This window comes from Bradyrhizobium sp. UFLA05-108 (assembly GCF_059803455.1).
This window is the reverse complement of the sequence record NZ_JBANAZ010000014.1, coordinates 99,224-113,761: the sequence shown is the minus strand read 5'-3', so window position 1 is coordinate 113,761 and position 14,538 is coordinate 99,224. Positions and strand designations below refer to the sequence as shown.

Sequence of the window (14,538 nt, the reverse complement as noted above, 5' to 3'; positions counted from 1 at the left end):
CGGTTCATGATGGCTTTGATGCGGACATGCTAGGCGCTCGATGCAAGATAGTCTTTTCAAAGATCATTGGCATCGGGCAACAACAGGATGATGGGACTCGGGACAGCAAGAGAATTCGTCTCTGCACGCGGCTGCGCTATTTGTCGCCGACCACGCGCGCCGCCTTTGCTTGCACCGCGGCCTCGCCGGCGCGGCGGAATACGGTCTCCATCAACCATTGCTCGTTGGGAAACTGCTCCACCCATTCGTCCCAGCCGGAGTGCTTGCGATATTGGCCGAGACGGCCGGATGCCAGCACATCCGCCTCGCTGACGGCAACGCGGCGGTCGCAATCGGGCGCGACATAGATCGCATCTGCGCGACAGTAAAGCTCGCACATGAAGCAGGTCTGGCAATCCTCCACGCGCGCCAGAATCGGCCGGCCGTTGCGACCGGGATCGAGTACGTTGGCAGGGCAGACTTCGATGCATGCGCCACAATCAGTGCAGCGGTCAGAGACGATGAGCTCGATCATCACACGACCTCGAGTTGACCGGGCCGCGCCGCCGCCGATGGACGGTCGAGCGAAACCTCGATGCGATCCAGTCCGCTGCTCAGCAGGCGCGCGCCCAATCCGGGATCCTGAGCGGGATAATCCTCGCGGCGGTGAAGTCCCCTGCTCTCGTTGCGCACTGCCGCCGTAGCGACCGACCATCGCGCGCTCGCTCCCAGCGCCGCAGCTTCGCGCAAGGCGACGGTGCCCGCATGCCCGTGATCCGCCACCTCGCGCCAGAGATCCTCGAGCACGCACGACGACGCGGCAAGCCCGGGTCCGGTGCGGAACAAGTTCTTGTCGAACGGATGCATCTCGGCCCGCACCTTGCTTCGAATTGCGGCAACATCGACCGTCTCAGATCGCCCGCCCGGACGCAGCCCGGCACGGCCGAGCGGCCGAAGCTTATCGGTTCGCCGGCCCACGCCGCGAGCCACACCCGCAGCGGCGCGCCCCGCAAATACACCTGACGACAGCGCCCAGGCCGAATTGACGTTGCCGCCACCCGAGATCGCGCCCGCGACCTTCTCGCGCGACGCGTTGTCGCCGACGACGAACAATCCCGGCACCGATGTCGTGCCATCCGTATCATGCACGCGCACGCCGCCGATGCCGCGGATGGTGCCGTCATTGTGCAGGGTCACCTCGAAGCGATCGCGATAGGGATCGACGCCCCAACGGTCGAACACCAATGGCACATTGGGCGAGATCGTATGCATCCGCGCCTTGATGTCATCAGGCAGACGATGCAACGAACAGTAAACTGGCCCGCGTTGCAGCGCCCGCGCCAGACGAATAGTCTGGTCGGGCCCGAAGGGCAGATCCAGCTCGCGCCCGTCGAAATCGTAATAAGTCGCGAAGGAATAGGCCATGCTCCGCGTCATCGTCGAATGCGCGGGCGCAATGGTGTAGGCGGCGGTGAATTCCATGCCGGACAACTCTGCGCCCGCCTCGGCCGCCATCAGATAACCGTCGCCGGTGTTGGTTTGCGACCCCAGGAGGTGCGACAGAAAGCTGGTGCCGCCCGCCGCGAGAACCACGGCACCGGCCTCGACCAGATAGGCGCGGCCGCCGTCCTGCCGTCGCAGGCCGCGCGCGCCCCCGATCGATCCATCGGAACGCGCCAGTAGCTCGACCACAGGCGATTGATCCAGAATGGTGACGCCGTGGCCGAGCACCTGCTGGCGCAGGGCACGCATATATTCCGGCCCACGTACCGCGCGATGGTTCACGCGCCCCTCGTCATCGACGCCGAATTTGTAGTACGGCGCAAGCGTCGGCAGCGTGCGCCAGGTCTGGTCGAGGATGCGGTACATCCACTCCGCTTCACCCAGGCCAAGACCGGCGGTGATACGATTGGCGACGGCAGCATCGCGCGCCGCGGGAGGATCCGGCGGCACCCACCAATGGCCGGGGCCCGCGGCGGCCGTGACACCGCTCGTGCCGCAATAACCCTTGTCGGCTAGGACAACCTTAGCTCCGGCCTGCGCCGCAGATGTCGCCGCCCAGGCGCCCGCCATGCCGCCGCCGACGATCAACACGTCAGCCGTCAGCGACATCTCTTCAAGCGACGACGAAACCACCTTCTGCCTCCGGGCAAGAGCACAGCCCCTTCCCGGCACCGGATCAAAACCGGATGCAGAAGCGGGCGAACTTGTGGCATGTTTGGGCGCAGCGCCGCGCAGGTCAATGAAACGCAAAACTCTTTTCGAGACGCGCCGCAAACGACTCGTGCCGTCGGCGCCGACATCGGCAAGATAGACGTTTCGGCGGAGAACAGACTTCTCCGCGGACGGGAATCGGCGACATCGAGCTTTCCGGATTTTGGCCGGCGGACGCCGCGCGAGGGTCTCCAATATAACGGATACATTTCCGTTATGGATCGCAAGCCGGATCACGGCTCGCGTATCACTTCCATTTTGTTGGATGAAAGCGAACAGCGAAAACATTTCGCGATTCACATTATTGGCAGATAACTTTATCTCCAATCACAGCGCAAATGAGTGCTTCCTGCTTCCAGCCTTTGGAGAATGACAATGAACACCGCGATGCAGATGATGCCGATGCCGATGATGATGGGTGGCATGATGAACCCCGCCATGAGCGGCGGCATGATGCCGATGATGAACATGATGGGCATGGGCATGCCGATGATGATGCCCTGCCAGGTGAAGTGCACCATGACGCCGGCCGGCATGACCTGCGAGATGATGCCCATGGATCCCGCCATGAAGGACATGTTCATGAAGTGCTGCGAGAGCATGATGAGCATGATGCAGATGGGCATGCCCATGATGATGTGCTGCGGCGGCATGATGATGATGTGCATGCCGATGAAGGCTGCCTGATCGCTTTCGCGAGCGAATTCTCGAAGGGCTGGCCTTTGCGCCGGCCCTTTTGCTTTTCAGGAGGGGCTCTCGGCGTAAGTCATCACGAGGTAGAGCACCGCTTCATCGGTCACCAGGTTCTTGTAGACGTGCGGTACGTCGGCCTCGAACAGGACCGCATCGCCCTCGGTCAACGTCTGCGGCTTGTCCGATCCGGCCGTGATCTCGACCACCCCTTTGGCGACGAACAGATTCTCGCGTGTACCCGGCGCATGCGGCTCCGCCGCCTCACGGTGCAGCGGGCCGATTCGAAGCTCGTAGAATTCGACCTGATGATCGCCATCGAAAGGAAACAGCGCGCGGGACGTAAACTGTCCCTGGCTGGATGTCAGCAACTTGGCATCGCTACGGCGCAGGACTTTCGGGCCACGCGGCACTTCAGTCTGGAGCAGATTGGCGAAGGGCACGTGGAGTGCACTAGCGACCTTCCACAAGAGCGCGATCGTGGGCACGCTTTTGCCTGTCTCGATCTGCCCGAGCATGGCCCGGCTGACGCCAGATTGCTTGGCGAGCCGCTCGAGCGAATGACCGCGGCTGGTCCGCAGTCGTCGCAAATTGCGTCCAAGCACGGCTGGCAGGTCGAGATCAGTGGAGGATGATGCGTTCGTGTCCGGCGACGAAGCGACGTGCCCGCCGCTCATGAAGCATCCCAGCGCACAGGTGACATCGCCGGCACGGGCATCGGCACCCAGACCCAGGTCGGCCAAAACCAGCAGAGCGGCATCGGGGCGCCGGTTGCGAAGGGGCCGGTGGTGAAACCGGTTGCTGGCGAGGCCGAAGCTTGGGGCCTGCTCCGCTGCGATCGATAGGCCGCCAGATCGATGATCCGTGCCGAATTTGTCACCTCAGTCACTGTTTCCGATCCGCTTTCGATTGCAATGGTCGATATCGTAGTTCGGCCGCTGAGGCCGACAAGCCGTCGTCAAACAAAACAACGCGGACCCTGTAAATTTCGGCGAGGCAGGACAGACCTTCTCTGAACTGCGCTTCGGGCAGCAGTCCCGCTCTCAGATCCATTTTCAAGCTTCGACATCGACGACCACGCGATTGGCAAGCTTTACCGGATCCGTGTTCGGTTTGATGATCGTTGCGCGCTTCAGGTCGCTAGTGATCTTGACCACTTCCTGCCGCAGAGCGGCGCCCGAGGGATGATGGCCGTGGGTATGGCTGCGCAGCATCGCGGCGAGATCGGCGACCGCAACCTTCGGCGTATAGGGCGCAAATACTTCGGCAGCATCGTCGGGGTGTTCGGCGACGTGGTGCGCCGCTTCCCGGATTGCCACGGTCAGCGCCTTCACCGTCGCCGGATCCGCAGCCCAGAGCGAGCTGCGTACCCCGAGGGTGCAGCACGACAGACTGGCGTAGTCGCCGCTCAGGTTCGACGCGATCTCGACGATGTCGCCATTGGCCCGCTTTTCGGTGAGCCAGGCATTCGGATCGGAATCGGCGATGGCCTGAATTTCTCCGCGCTGGAGCGCAATCAGTTGCAGATCCGCCGGGAATTCACGCCACTGCACGTCAGTCTGCGGATCGAGGCCGTTGTCCGACAGGAGGATTGCGAAGAAGTTGCGTGGCGGGCCGGAAATGCTGGAAACGCCGATGGTCTTGCCCTTGAGGTCTTTGAGGTCCTTGAAACCGGAGTCCTTGCCTACGAACAGACGGGTACAGCCGCCATGCAGCCCCGTCGTGAGCTTAACATCGATGCCCTGCTCCAGCGGCTTCAGCCAGTTGAGCAGCATGCTCGATCCCGCATCGGCCTTGTCGGTTGCAAGCGCCTGGAGCATCTGATCGGTGTTGCCTGCGAGCTGAAGGAATTCGACGTCCAGATTGTGGCGCGCAAAGAATCCCAGATGCAGCGCGACCGGTACGGCCGCCGTGCAAATTCCGGTGCCGTTATAGGCGAAACGGATGTGGCGCGCAGGCCCCTTCGCGGCATCGTCTGTCGCCGCAACCTTGCAGATCGGTGCATCGCTCAAGGGATCGACCGGACCAACGCCGAAGGCCGGAAAGGCGCGAGCCGCCTGCATCAGCCCAAAGGATGCTGTCGTGCCGACAAGGCGCGCCAAACCCAGCATGCTGCGGCGCGACCAAGCTCCGTTTTGATGCGATGCCATCAATATCTCCTACTTGCTGCCGACTTCCACGACGGGAGCGATAGCTCGACCCTTAGTGCCCGAACAGTCGGTAGCTCCGGTCCGCATCGCGCAAGTGGCGGCTCTCATCAGCCCAGCCGACCGCGCGCCGATAGCTACCGAGCATCGCGGCTTCCTTCAAAGCGGCCACGTCGATCTGTTGCGGCGCTTCGGCAAATGGCGAGACGAACAGCGCATCTTCGGGGCAGTAGAGCTCGCACAGGAAGCACGTCTGGCAATCGTTTTGACGCGCGATCACCGGAATGCCGTCGGTCTTGTCGAAGACGTTGGTTGGGCACACGTTGACGCAAATGTCGCAGGACGTGCAGCGCTCGGCATCGATGACCTCGATCATTCGGCAGCCTCCGCGTAATGAGAGGCGTTCAGCGGGCGGGCCGCGGTCCAAACCTCATCGAGCCCTCCCGTCGTCACGTAGTGGCGATAGCGATCGTCCTGCTCGGGATAATCGTCGCGGCGATGCATGCCCCGGCTCTCCTGCCGCGCCAGCGCGCTGCGATACATCCAGCGCGCCGTTGCGAGCATCGCCGCGGCCTCGCGTGCGCGCAGGAGATCCCGCTCGTCTGGGGCGCCGGCATGCGAGGCCTCGGACCAGAAGCCATCCAGACGCCATAACGCCTCGCCGAGCCGCCCGGCTTCGCGGAAATAATTCAGCTCGTACGGAAACACTTCGTCCTGAACGTTCCGGGCCAGCGTGCCGGCCTGAAGCGGTCGCACATTGCCGGCGCGAAGAGCGACGGTGCCGCGCCGAAAAGCCTGACGCCCACCCGTGGTGCCGAGTTGATGGGCGAATTCCGCGGCGCCCTGACCGGCCCAATACCCTGATGACATCGCCCAGGCAGCGTTATGGCTGCCACCGCCCGTGAAGCCTCCGCAGATCAGCTCACGGGTGGCCGCGTCACCCGCGGCATAGAGTCCGGGAACAGTGGTCGCGCAGCTGTCGTCGACGATCCGCAAGCCGCCCGTGCCGCGCACCGTCCCCTCGAGCCGAAGCGTGATCGGGAAGCGCTGCGCGAACGGATCGATGCCAGTACGGTCGAACGGCAGGAAGAAGTTCGGCTGCGATACCCGCATGTGCTGCTGCGTGTTGTCGTCAGCTTGGTCCAGCTGCGCGTAGACCGGGCCTTTGCGCAGAGCGCGCGCAATGACCGAGCGGCCGCCCTTGGACGACGCGCCCGGAATGACGCTGCCCTGCTCGTCGGTGAAACTCGCCCAGCTGTAGAACAGCGTCTTGGTCACGGAGCCAAAAGCGGGCGAGATCGCGTAGGCGTTCGAGAACTCCATGCTGGTGAATTCGGCACCGGCCTCGGCCGCCAGCAGATAGCCGTCGCCGGTCAGCACGTTCGAGCCCAACGTCTTGCTGAGGAAAGCGCATCCGCCCGTAGCGATCACGACAGCCTTGGCGTTGACCACCCAACGGTCACCTTTCTGCCGTCGCTGACCAGCGGCGCCAGCGACTACGCCGTTCTCGTCCACCAAGAGCTCAAGCGCCGGCGAGTGATCGAGAATGGTGACGCCCGCCTGCTTCGTCCGCTTGCGCATCAAGCGCATGTATTCCGGACCCTGGAGCGAATTGCGCTGTGGCTTGCCGTCTTCGTCGGCGGGATAGGGATAACCCCAATCCGCGAGTTGGTTGCTCTGCGCGTAGGTCTGGTCCAGCACCCGCGTCATCCAGCGACGGTCCTGGAGATGGCCGCCGAGCTTCTCGCGGCTCGCCATCGCGGCCTCGCGACGTTCGGGAGCCGGGTCGACATACCAGACCCCGGTGCCGGCGGCAGCGGTCGCGCCGGACGTGCCGCAAAATCCCTTGTCCGCAAGTACGACGCGCGCGCCGTGTTCCGCGGCACTGATCGCGGCCCAGGTGCCGGCAGGCCCGCCGCCGAGCACCAGCACATCCGCATCGAACACAACAGACCCTGCCGAACTCGACAGCTTTTCGGCGCGTTTGGGTAGATTCGTCATCGCTCGCCTCCGGATTGATTTCAGGGCCTTGAGCTCACACCGGCTCAGAAAGCCGGGATCTGCCCCGGCAGCTTGTCTCTGATGATCTGGCGGATCGTGTCATTCTGGAAGGCCCGCACCAGCGTCGCGACCCAAGGCGCATCCTTGTCCTTCTCGCGAACGGCGATGAAGTTGTTGTACGGATTGTTGACCGAAGATTCGATTGCGATGGAATCCTTGCCCGGGATGAGGCCGGCCGGCACGGCGTAGTTGGTGTTGATGACGGCGGCATCGACGTCATCCAGGCTACGCGGCAGCTGGGCGGCGTCGATCTCGCGGATCTTCAACTTCCTCGGATTGCCGGTCACATCGAGCGCGGTCGGCAAGATCCCGACCCCGTCCTTGAGTTCGATCAGCTTCTGCGCCTGAAGCAACAGCAAGGCGCGGCCGCCGTTCGACGGATCGTTCGGGATGCCGATCGAAGCGCCTTCCTTGATCTCGGCGACCGACTTCGCTTTGCGGGAATAAAGACCAATCGGCGCGACGATGGTCTCTCCGACCGCGACGATCTTATAGCCGCGTGTCTTGATCTGATTGTCCAGGAACGGCTTGTGCTGGAAAGCATTCGCATCAAGATCGCCTGCGTCGAGCGCGGCATTGGGCAGGAGATAATCGTTGAAGACGACAACCTGAACGTCGAGACCGTCCTTCGCGGCGATTTCCTTGACCTTGGCCCAGATGATCTCGGAATCGCCGCCAGAAATTCCAACCTTGCTCTTCTGATCCGCGGAGGCCGGCGCGATGAACAGAGCAAGAGCGGCCATCACGAGGAACAAACGGCGCATCATAATTGACGATCTCCTATTCGATAGTTTGCTTGAAACGGCTACCCGATACGGGCAACCAGGATGTCAGCTGCGGCCTCTGCGAACTCGGCCGAGATGTCGTGGAAGACGACACGCTCCTGAACCGTCGCGATACGCGGCTGGTGGTTAGAGGTCTTCAGATGCGGGCAAGACTGCCCGACCGCCCGTGCAAATCTTGTCGAACGAACGATCTGAGCAGCCTGCGCCGCGCTTTTGGCCGAGAAAGCAAGGCTCTTGTGATCGACGTCGACGACATAGATCATGGCGGAATATCCTTGCGTGCCGCGTGCGCTCAGCTGCTGAACCCGGCGGGGATGAATGCGGGCAGCTTCTCCTCGATGAACTGCTTCACCTCGGGCGAGTTGAAGACCTGGATGAAGGCCTTCAGGCGCGGATCGTCCTTCTTGTCCGGCCGCGCCGTAAAGCGCAGTACCAGCCCCTCGTCGACGGTGCGGTCGATGATCAGAGCAGACTTCGGATCGCCTCCGGCTGGAATGAGGTAGGTGATGTTGACGAGTGCCAACGTTACGTCGTCGAGCGAACGATAGGTCTGGGCCCGGTCCAACTCGACGATCTTGAGGTTCTTCGGGTTCTCGATGATGTCGAACTTGCTGACGGAAAAGCCTTTGCCCGGCGTCAGCTTGATCAGGCCGGCACGCTCCAGGAGGATCAAGCCGCGGGCGCCGTTGAGCGGCTCGTTCGGGATGGCGACGCTGTCGCCGGACTTGATCTCGTCGAGCTTCTTGATCTTCTTGGAGAACAGGCCGACCGGCGCGATTACGCCGACCTTGTCAACCTGGACAAGATTGAAGCCGCGCTGCTTGTTCTGAAGTGCGAGATAGGTCGCATGTTGGAACAGGTTGGCATCGACCTCGCCGCTGTTCACGACCTCGTTCAGCGCCACCCAGTCCGACAGCTCGACAATCTTGACGTCCTGCCCCTTGTCCTTGGCAAGTTTGGCGGCAAAGGACGCAAGCTGTCCGACCGGGCCGGCGCTTGTGGCGATCTTCAGCGGCTCGCCCGCCAAGGCCGCCGCTGTGAACGCAAGCCAGAGCCCGGCGGCCTGTACGGTACGACGAAGGATCTTCATTGTCTCGAATTCCCGTGTCAATTCAGGAGATGTGCCTCACGCGGCCTTGCGTGCGCCGGCACCGGCATGTGCCAGCGCCTGATCGAGATCCGCCAGGATATCGTCGGGATGCTCGATTCCCACCGAGAGGCGGACGTAACCGGGCGTGACGCCGGCGGCGAGCTGCTCGGCCGGGCTGAGCTGCTGATGTGTCGTCGACGCCGGATGAATCGCGAGCGATCGCGCGTCACCGATGTTGGCGACATGGTAGAACAACTTCAGAGCATCGATGAACTGCCGACCGGCCTCAACCCCGCCCTTCAGCTCGAAGCCGACGAGGCCGCCAAAACCGCCCTTCAGATAAGCGTCGGCCCTGCGCCGGTTCTCGCCGCTTTGCAGGCCAGGGAAGATCACGTGCGAGACCGAAGGATGCTTAGCGAGGAAGTTCGCGACCTTCACTGCATTCTCATTGTGCTGGCGGATGCGCAGCGGCAAGGTCTCAAGGCCCTGGATGAACTGGAAGGCGTTCTGCGGCGCGATCGAAGCGCCGAGATCGCGCAGCAGCTTGACGCGGGCACGCAGGATGTAGGCGATCGGGCCGAGCGGCTTCGCAGCCTCGGTCCAGATCGCGCCGTGATAGGCTTCGTCCGGCTTGTTCAGCAGCGGAAAGCGCTCTGCATGCGCGGCCCAGTCGAAATTGCCACCATCGACGATGGCGCCGCCGATCGCCGTGCCGTGTCCGCCGATATATTTCGTGGTCGAATAGACCACCACCGCGGCACCGTGCTCGAACGGCCGAGCGATCAGTGGCGAGGCCGTGTTGTCGAGGATCAGCGGCACGCCGAGCGATCGGCCAATGTCCGCGACCTCCTTGATCGGGAATACGTTCAGCTTGGGATTCGGGAGCGTCTCGCCGAAATAGGCCCGCGTCTTCGCATCGGTCGCGCGGCGGAAGTTTTCGGGATCGGCGGGATCGACGAAACGCACCTCGATGCCGAACTGCTTGAGGGTTTGCGACAGCAGCGTCCACGTCCCGCCGTAGAGATCGGTCGACGACACAATGTTGTCGCCGGCCTGGGCGATGTTGAAGATCGCGAAGGCGGAAGCCGTCTGTCCGGAGGCCACTGCGAGGGCGGCCGCCCCACCCTCGAGTGCAGCAAGCCGATCCTCGAATGCCTGCTGGGTCGGATTGCCGATACGAGTGTAGATCGGACCGAGTTGCTCGAGCGCGAACAGGCGCGAGGCATGATCGGCGTTCTCGAACTGGAACGACGTGGTCTGATAGATCGGAACAGCTACCGCGCCCGTGGCGGGGTCGGAGCGGTACGATCCACCGTGCAACGCGAGCGTCTCGAAGTTCCGGGTCTCCAACGCCATCTGTCATTCCCTTTTTCATCTCGAGAGCGCGCGTCTTGCGCGGCAAGCGGTGCTTGTCGACGAAAATGATGCGGGCGGATTCTACGGCTGTCGAGCGCTTCAGGAAAATAGCGATGCGCGTGCTGCGTCATTGCAGCTTCGTAATGCGTTTCTTTCCAAGCCGTCGTCGAATTGGAAACAAACTCGCTCGCGCAAGATGTTAAATATTCGTCGCGCGAGGCGGATGCGCTTTTTGCGAATGATCGGACGGAACCATGACGAGACCGCGCGAGCTGCGCTTCAACGCCTTCAACATGACCGCACCGAGCCACAATTGGGCTGGCCTGTGGTCGCATCCACGAGATACGTCGATCGACTACAACACGCTCGATTATTGGGTCGACTATGCCAAGACAGCGGAGCGCGGACTGCTCGACGGCATTTTTCTGGCGGACGTATTTGGTGTCTACGACGTCTATGGCGGCAACGCCGAGGCCGCGGCTCGGCATGCGGTCCAGCTTCCCAATGCAGATCCAACCCTGCTGGTCTCCGCGATGGCGCTCGTCACCAAACATCTTGGTTTTGGTATCACGTCAAACCTGACCTTCGAGCATCCGTATCAACTCGCTCGCACATTCTCGACGCTCGATCATCTTACCAAGGGCAGGATCGGCTGGAACATCGTCACCGGCTATCTTGACAGCGGTGCGCGCGGCATGGGCCTTCCGGCCGGCCGCGCGCATGATGACCGTTATGACGCCGCGGAGGACTTTCTCACCGCGGCCTACAAGCTGTGGGAAGGAAGCTGGGAAGACGACGCCGTCCGCCGCGATCGCGGCAGCCGCATCTTTACCGATTCCGCAAAGCTCCATCGAGTGCTGCATGACGGCCCCTATTTCAAGGTCGACGGCATCCATCTCGCCGAACCTTCACCGCAGCGGACGCCGCTGCTGTATCAGGCGGGCACCTCGAAACGCGGCCGTGCCTTCGCCTCCCAGCATTCGGAAGCGATCTTTCTTAATGGCCAGACCAAGCCGATCCTGGCCCGCGCTGTCCGCGAGATACGAGAAGCCGCGAAGACCTACGGCCGCGATCCCTACGATATCCGCCTGTTCGCCGGCGCGACCGTGATCGTGGCGCCGACGCGGGCCGAAGCACATGACCTGCTCGAGGACTATGCGCGGCATGTCGACCAGACCGGCCAGCTCGCCTTGCTGTCGGGCTGGACCGGCATCGACTTCTCGACCTATCGGCCGGACCAACCGATCGCATATGTCGAGAGCAACGCCATCCAGTCGATGGTCGAGAATTTTACGGTGCGAAGCGAGCGGCCCGTTAATGTCGGAGACCTCGCCAGATTGAGCCGCGCCGGCGCCCGGTCGCCCTTTGCTGTTGGTTCGCCCCAGGATGTCGCCGACGAGCTGATCGCCTGGGCTGACGAGACCGACGTCGACGGCTTCAACCTGTTCCGCCTGGTGGCGCCAGAATCGCTGAACGCCTTCGTCGATCTCGTGGTGCCGGAGCTGCAATCGCGCGGTGTCTACAAGACCGCCTATCGCGACGGCACGCTGCGCGAAAAGTTGTTCCCGGGACGTGGTCCGCGGCTGCATGCGACGCATCCCGGCGCGGGTTTCCGGCATCTGCCGTCAAAGAGTTCGTTCCATTCTGACGCTGCCGAATAGCGCTGCTCGCCGCCGCGGCTTTGCCGCAGGGGAAAGCCGTTCTCGCATCGAAACCAGCGGGAGAAAGTTCGTTCCCTGTCGAGCCATACCTTGAAATTGCAAGGCGAGCTGCTTTACCCACACATTGCGGGCTTGCTGCTGTGACAACGCGCCGCCGAAAGCGGCTCAGCCTCAGGACAATTCTTCATGTCTTATCTCACGTCCCGCATGCGGATCCTCGCCGCGGCTGCGCTCAGCCTCTTTGTAATCGCGACCGTTCGGCCTGCGATGTCCGAGGAGATCCGCATCGGCTACCAAAAATCCTCGACGCTGACGGCGATCCTGAAAATGAACGGTGAGCTTGAGAAAGCGTTGAAGCCACTCGGCATCACAGTCTCATGGCACGAATTCACCAGCGGTTTGCCGCTGCTTGAGGCCATTAACATCGGCAGCATCGATTTCGGCGCCGACGTCGCCGACACGGTGCCGATCTTCGCCCAAGCGGCGGGCGCCAAGCTCGCCTATGTCGCGGAGGAAGCCGCCTCGCCGGCGGCGCAGGCGATCGTGATTCCGGACTCTTCGACCATCAAGACCATCGCTGAGCTCAAAGGCAAGAAGGTCGCCGTGACCAAGGGCGCCGGCAGCCATTACCTGCTTCTCGCAGCACTGGCGAAATCCGGACTCAGCTTCAAGGACATCACACCCGCCTATCTATCGCCCGCGGACGGTCGCGCGGCCTTCGTCAGCAACAATGTGGACGCCTGGGTCGCATGGGATCCGTTCCTGACCAGCGCCCTTCACCAGACGAAGGGCCGGATCCTGTCAGATGGCAGCAACGGCCTTGCGAGCTACAAGCGCTATTATGTCGCATCGGCTGCCTATGCGGACAAGCATACCGAGGTGCTCAACGTGATCTTCGCAAAGCTCTCGGCGACCGGAAAATGGGTGAAGGCTCAGCCGAAGGAAGCCGCCACATTGCTTGCCGGGCTCTGGGGCATCGACGCGACCACCGTCGAGGAAGCCAACAGCCACCGCTCCTATCAGGTTGGCGCGGTCACCGGCCCGGGCCTTTCGGAGCAGCAGCGCATTGCCGATGCGTTCCATGCCGAAGGCCTGATCCCGGTAAAGATCGACACCACGGCGATCAAAATCTGGACGCCGACGGGGTCTTGATGTCCGGCCTTCGCTCCTGTTGCACATCAAGATCGCACACACGCTGACCTTCGGAATGCCCATGCCTTCACGCCAATTACATTTGAACGTCAACCTGCTTCACTCCGGCGTCTATCCATCGGCCTGGCGGCTGCCGGACAGCGACCCGCGCGCCTTCGTCGATCTCGGTCATTATGTACGGGTGGCTCAGATTGCCGAGCGCGGCAAGCTCGACGCGATCTTCTTGGCGGACTCGCCGGCCGTGAACGATCGCATCGACTACCGGTCGTTCACGTCGCTGGAGCCGACCATCATACTGGCCACGGTCGCCGCCGCGACAAAGCATGTCGGCCTGATCGGCACGGTGTCCACGACCTACAACGAGCCTTACAACATCGCGCGCCGCTTCGTGACCCTCGACCATGCCAGCGGCGGTCGGTCGGGATGGAACGCGGTCACGACCGCAGATGCCGCTTCAAGCCGAAACTTTGGCCTCACGGGTGCACTGGAGCACAAGGCGCGCTACGAGCGCGCCAAGGAATTCACTGATGTTGTCCACGCGCTGTTCGACAGCTGGGAGGACGATGCCTTCGTCGGCGACAAGGCGAGCGCGCGGTTCGTCGATACGTCGAAAGTCCATCCGATCGCGCATCGCGGCCCGCATTATTCGGTGGCCGGACCACTGAACGTGCCGCGCTCGCCGCAGGGACGGCCAGTGACGGTGCAGGCTGGCGGTTCCAATGACGGCCGTGACTTCGCGGCAGCTTGTGCGGAAGCGGTGTTCACGCTGGCGCAGTCGATCGAGGAAGGGGTTGCCTACGCGCGCGATCTGCGCACGCGTGCGGCGGCTTACGGGCGCTCCGGCGATTCCATCGTCACCTTGCCCGGCCTTGCCACCGTCATCGGTGGCACCGAGGCAGAGGCGAAACGGCGGCAGGATGAGCTTTGGGAGCTGGTTCCGATCGAATACAGCCTGGCGCGACTCGCGGGCACGCTACAGATCGATCCCGCCTTGCTCGATCTCGACAAGCCGCTTCCCGATCCGTTGCCGCTTCCCGCGAACGCCAATCACACCATGTTCCAGGGCACCGTGAATATCGCTCGCCGCGGCAACCTCACCGTTCGCCAATTGATCCGCGCGCTCGGCGGCGGCGTTGGTCATCGCATCATCGTGGGTACACCGGAGCAGATCGCAGACGATATCGAGGCCTGGTTCAGGGCAGGCGCGGCCGACGGCTTCAATCTGATGCCGGATGTTCTGCCGACGGGGCTCGAGACCTTCGTCGACACCGTTGTGCCGATCCTGCAGAAGCGCGGATTGTTCCGAACCGAATACACGGGCACGACGTTGCGCGACCATTTTGGCCTGCCGCGGCCGCCGAGCCGCTTTGCGAGGCGAGCGCCGGAAGTCGCGTCGGCCTAAG

Annotated in this window: 16 protein-coding genes; 6 read left to right on the top strand and 10 right to left on the bottom strand. The window is 62.8% G+C overall.

What is annotated here, in order from left to right; genetic code table 11:
* Nucleotides 1-136 precede the first annotated feature (136 nt).
* Both SO140_RS13340 and SO140_RS13335 read right to left on the bottom strand, forming a co-directional pair.
* Nucleotides 137-514: a 4Fe-4S dicluster domain-containing protein gene (locus SO140_RS13340; protein WP_498542701.1), complete on the bottom strand. Its 378-nt coding sequence runs from the start codon at nt 512-514 to the stop codon at nt 137-139.
* The gene (locus SO140_RS13335; RefSeq protein WP_498542700.1) at nt 514-2,115 is read right to left on the bottom strand and encodes an FAD-binding protein; all 1,602 of its coding nucleotides are present in this window, start codon (nt 2,113-2,115) and stop codon (nt 514-516) included. Before SO140_RS13335 ends, SO140_RS13340 begins: the two co-directional genes overlap by 1 nt.
* A gap of 78 nt (nt 2,116-2,193) precedes the next feature.
* Here SO140_RS13335 and SO140_RS13330 point away from each other — a divergent pair, with 78 nt between their 5' ends.
* Together SO140_RS13330 and SO140_RS13325 are read left to right on the top strand one after the other, a co-directional pair.
* Entirely contained in the window at nt 2,194-2,508 is a 315-nt protein-coding gene (locus SO140_RS13330; protein WP_498542699.1) for a hypothetical protein, read from the top strand.
* Nucleotides 2,509-2,568: 60 nt separating this feature from the next.
* On the top strand, nt 2,569-2,880 hold the full coding sequence (locus tag SO140_RS13325) for a hypothetical protein (RefSeq protein WP_498542698.1): 312 nt from the start codon (nt 2,569-2,571) through the stop codon (nt 2,878-2,880).
* 56 nt (nt 2,881-2,936) lie between these two features.
* Here the strand turns inward: SO140_RS13325 and SO140_RS13320 are convergent, their stop codons facing one another.
* Entirely contained in the window at nt 2,937-3,560 is a 624-nt protein-coding gene (locus tag SO140_RS13320) for a helix-turn-helix domain-containing protein (RefSeq protein WP_498542697.1), read from the bottom strand.
* Here SO140_RS13320 and SO140_RS13315 point away from each other — a divergent pair.
* The gene (locus SO140_RS13315) at nt 3,546-3,728 is read left to right on the top strand and encodes a hypothetical protein (RefSeq protein WP_498542696.1); all 183 of its coding nucleotides are present in this window, start codon (nt 3,546-3,548) and stop codon (nt 3,726-3,728) included. The two genes, SO140_RS13320 and SO140_RS13315, sit on opposite strands and share 15 nt — an antisense overlap.
* A 210-nt stretch (nt 3,729-3,938) precedes the next feature.
* Here the strand turns inward: SO140_RS13315 and SO140_RS13310 are convergent, their stop codons facing one another.
* The 7 genes from SO140_RS13310 to SO140_RS13280 are packed head-to-tail and all read right to left on the bottom strand — an operon-like array spanning nt 3,939 to nt 10,322.
* Nucleotides 3,939-5,033: an ABC transporter substrate-binding protein gene (locus SO140_RS13310; protein ID WP_498542695.1), complete on the bottom strand. Its 1,095-nt coding sequence runs from the start codon at nt 5,031-5,033 to the stop codon at nt 3,939-3,941.
* Nucleotides 5,034-5,085: 52 nt separating this feature from the next.
* Nucleotides 5,086-5,406, bottom strand: a complete 321-nt coding sequence (locus SO140_RS13305; protein ID WP_498542694.1) for a 4Fe-4S binding protein — start codon at nt 5,404-5,406, stop codon at nt 5,086-5,088.
* Complete coding sequence (locus SO140_RS13300) at nt 5,403-7,031, bottom strand: FAD-dependent oxidoreductase (protein ID WP_498542693.1); 1,629 nt, start codon at nt 7,029-7,031, stop codon at nt 5,403-5,405. The genes SO140_RS13305 and SO140_RS13300 overlap by 4 nt, the downstream gene beginning before the upstream one ends.
* A 44-nt stretch (nt 7,032-7,075) precedes the next feature.
* Nucleotides 7,076-7,855 carry a MetQ/NlpA family ABC transporter substrate-binding protein gene (locus SO140_RS13295; RefSeq protein ID WP_498542719.1) on the bottom strand — a complete coding sequence of 260 codons (780 nt, stop codon included), beginning with the start codon at nt 7,853-7,855 and terminating at the stop codon, nt 7,076-7,078.
* Between the two features lie 41 nt (nt 7,856-7,896).
* A complete protein-coding gene (locus SO140_RS13290) occupies nt 7,897-8,139 on the bottom strand; it encodes a hypothetical protein (protein WP_498542692.1) in 243 nt (80 codons plus the stop codon).
* Between the two features lie 29 nt (nt 8,140-8,168).
* On the bottom strand, nt 8,169-8,966 hold the full coding sequence (locus SO140_RS13285; RefSeq protein ID WP_498542691.1) for a MetQ/NlpA family ABC transporter substrate-binding protein: 798 nt from the start codon (nt 8,964-8,966) through the stop codon (nt 8,169-8,171).
* A gap of 36 nt (nt 8,967-9,002) precedes the next feature.
* The gene (locus SO140_RS13280) at nt 9,003-10,322 is read right to left on the bottom strand and encodes an O-acetylhomoserine aminocarboxypropyltransferase/cysteine synthase family protein (protein ID WP_498542690.1); all 1,320 of its coding nucleotides are present in this window, start codon (nt 10,320-10,322) and stop codon (nt 9,003-9,005) included.
* 254 nt (nt 10,323-10,576) lie between these two features.
* Here SO140_RS13280 and SO140_RS13275 point away from each other — a divergent pair, with 254 nt between their 5' ends.
* The 3 genes from SO140_RS13275 to SO140_RS13265 all read left to right on the top strand — a co-directional run bounded on the left by SO140_RS13275 (nt 10,577) and on the right by SO140_RS13265 (nt 14,537).
* The gene (locus SO140_RS13275; RefSeq protein ID WP_498542689.1) at nt 10,577-11,983 is read left to right on the top strand and encodes an LLM class flavin-dependent oxidoreductase; all 1,407 of its coding nucleotides are present in this window, start codon (nt 10,577-10,579) and stop codon (nt 11,981-11,983) included.
* A 186-nt stretch (nt 11,984-12,169) separates the two neighbouring features.
* The gene (locus SO140_RS13270; RefSeq protein WP_498542688.1) at nt 12,170-13,135 is read left to right on the top strand and encodes an aliphatic sulfonate ABC transporter substrate-binding protein; all 966 of its coding nucleotides are present in this window, start codon (nt 12,170-12,172) and stop codon (nt 13,133-13,135) included.
* Between the two features lie 61 nt (nt 13,136-13,196).
* A complete protein-coding gene (locus SO140_RS13265) occupies nt 13,197-14,537 on the top strand; it encodes an LLM class flavin-dependent oxidoreductase (protein WP_498542687.1) in 1,341 nt (446 codons plus the stop codon).
* Nucleotide 14,538 lies beyond the last annotated feature (1 nt).

Coding starts and splice junctions, on each gene's coding strand:
- SO140_RS13310 (WP_498542695.1), bottom strand. CDS start 5,033: ATGGCATCGCATCAAAACGGAGCTTGGTCGCGCCGCAGCATGCTGGGT.
- SO140_RS13300 (WP_498542693.1), bottom strand. CDS start 7,031: ATGACGAATCTACCCAAACGCGCCGAAAAGCTGTCGAGTTCGGCAGGG.
- SO140_RS13305 (WP_498542694.1), bottom strand. CDS start 5,406: ATGATCGAGGTCATCGATGCCGAGCGCTGCACGTCCTGCGACATTTGC.
- SO140_RS13265 (WP_498542687.1), top strand. CDS start 13,197: ATGCCTTCACGCCAATTACATTTGAACGTCAACCTGCTTCACTCCGGC.
- SO140_RS13280 (WP_498542690.1), bottom strand. CDS start 10,322: ATGGCGTTGGAGACCCGGAACTTCGAGACGCTCGCGTTGCACGGTGGA.
- SO140_RS13320 (WP_498542697.1), bottom strand. CDS start 3,560: ATGAGCGGCGGGCACGTCGCTTCGTCGCCGGACACGAACGCATCATCC.
- SO140_RS13285 (WP_498542691.1), bottom strand. CDS start 8,966: ATGAAGATCCTTCGTCGTACCGTACAGGCCGCCGGGCTCTGGCTTGCG.
- SO140_RS13340 (WP_498542701.1), bottom strand. CDS start 514: ATGATCGAGCTCATCGTCTCTGACCGCTGCACTGATTGTGGCGCATGC.
- SO140_RS13290 (WP_498542692.1), bottom strand. CDS start 8,139: ATGATCTATGTCGTCGACGTCGATCACAAGAGCCTTGCTTTCTCGGCC.
- SO140_RS13295 (WP_498542719.1), bottom strand. CDS start 7,855: ATGCGCCGTTTGTTCCTCGTGATGGCCGCTCTTGCTCTGTTCATCGCG.
- SO140_RS13330 (WP_498542699.1), top strand. CDS start 2,194: ATGTTTGGGCGCAGCGCCGCGCAGGTCAATGAAACGCAAAACTCTTTT.
- SO140_RS13270 (WP_498542688.1), top strand. CDS start 12,170: ATGTCTTATCTCACGTCCCGCATGCGGATCCTCGCCGCGGCTGCGCTC.
- SO140_RS13275 (WP_498542689.1), top strand. CDS start 10,577: ATGACGAGACCGCGCGAGCTGCGCTTCAACGCCTTCAACATGACCGCA.
- SO140_RS13325 (WP_498542698.1), top strand. CDS start 2,569: ATGAACACCGCGATGCAGATGATGCCGATGCCGATGATGATGGGTGGC.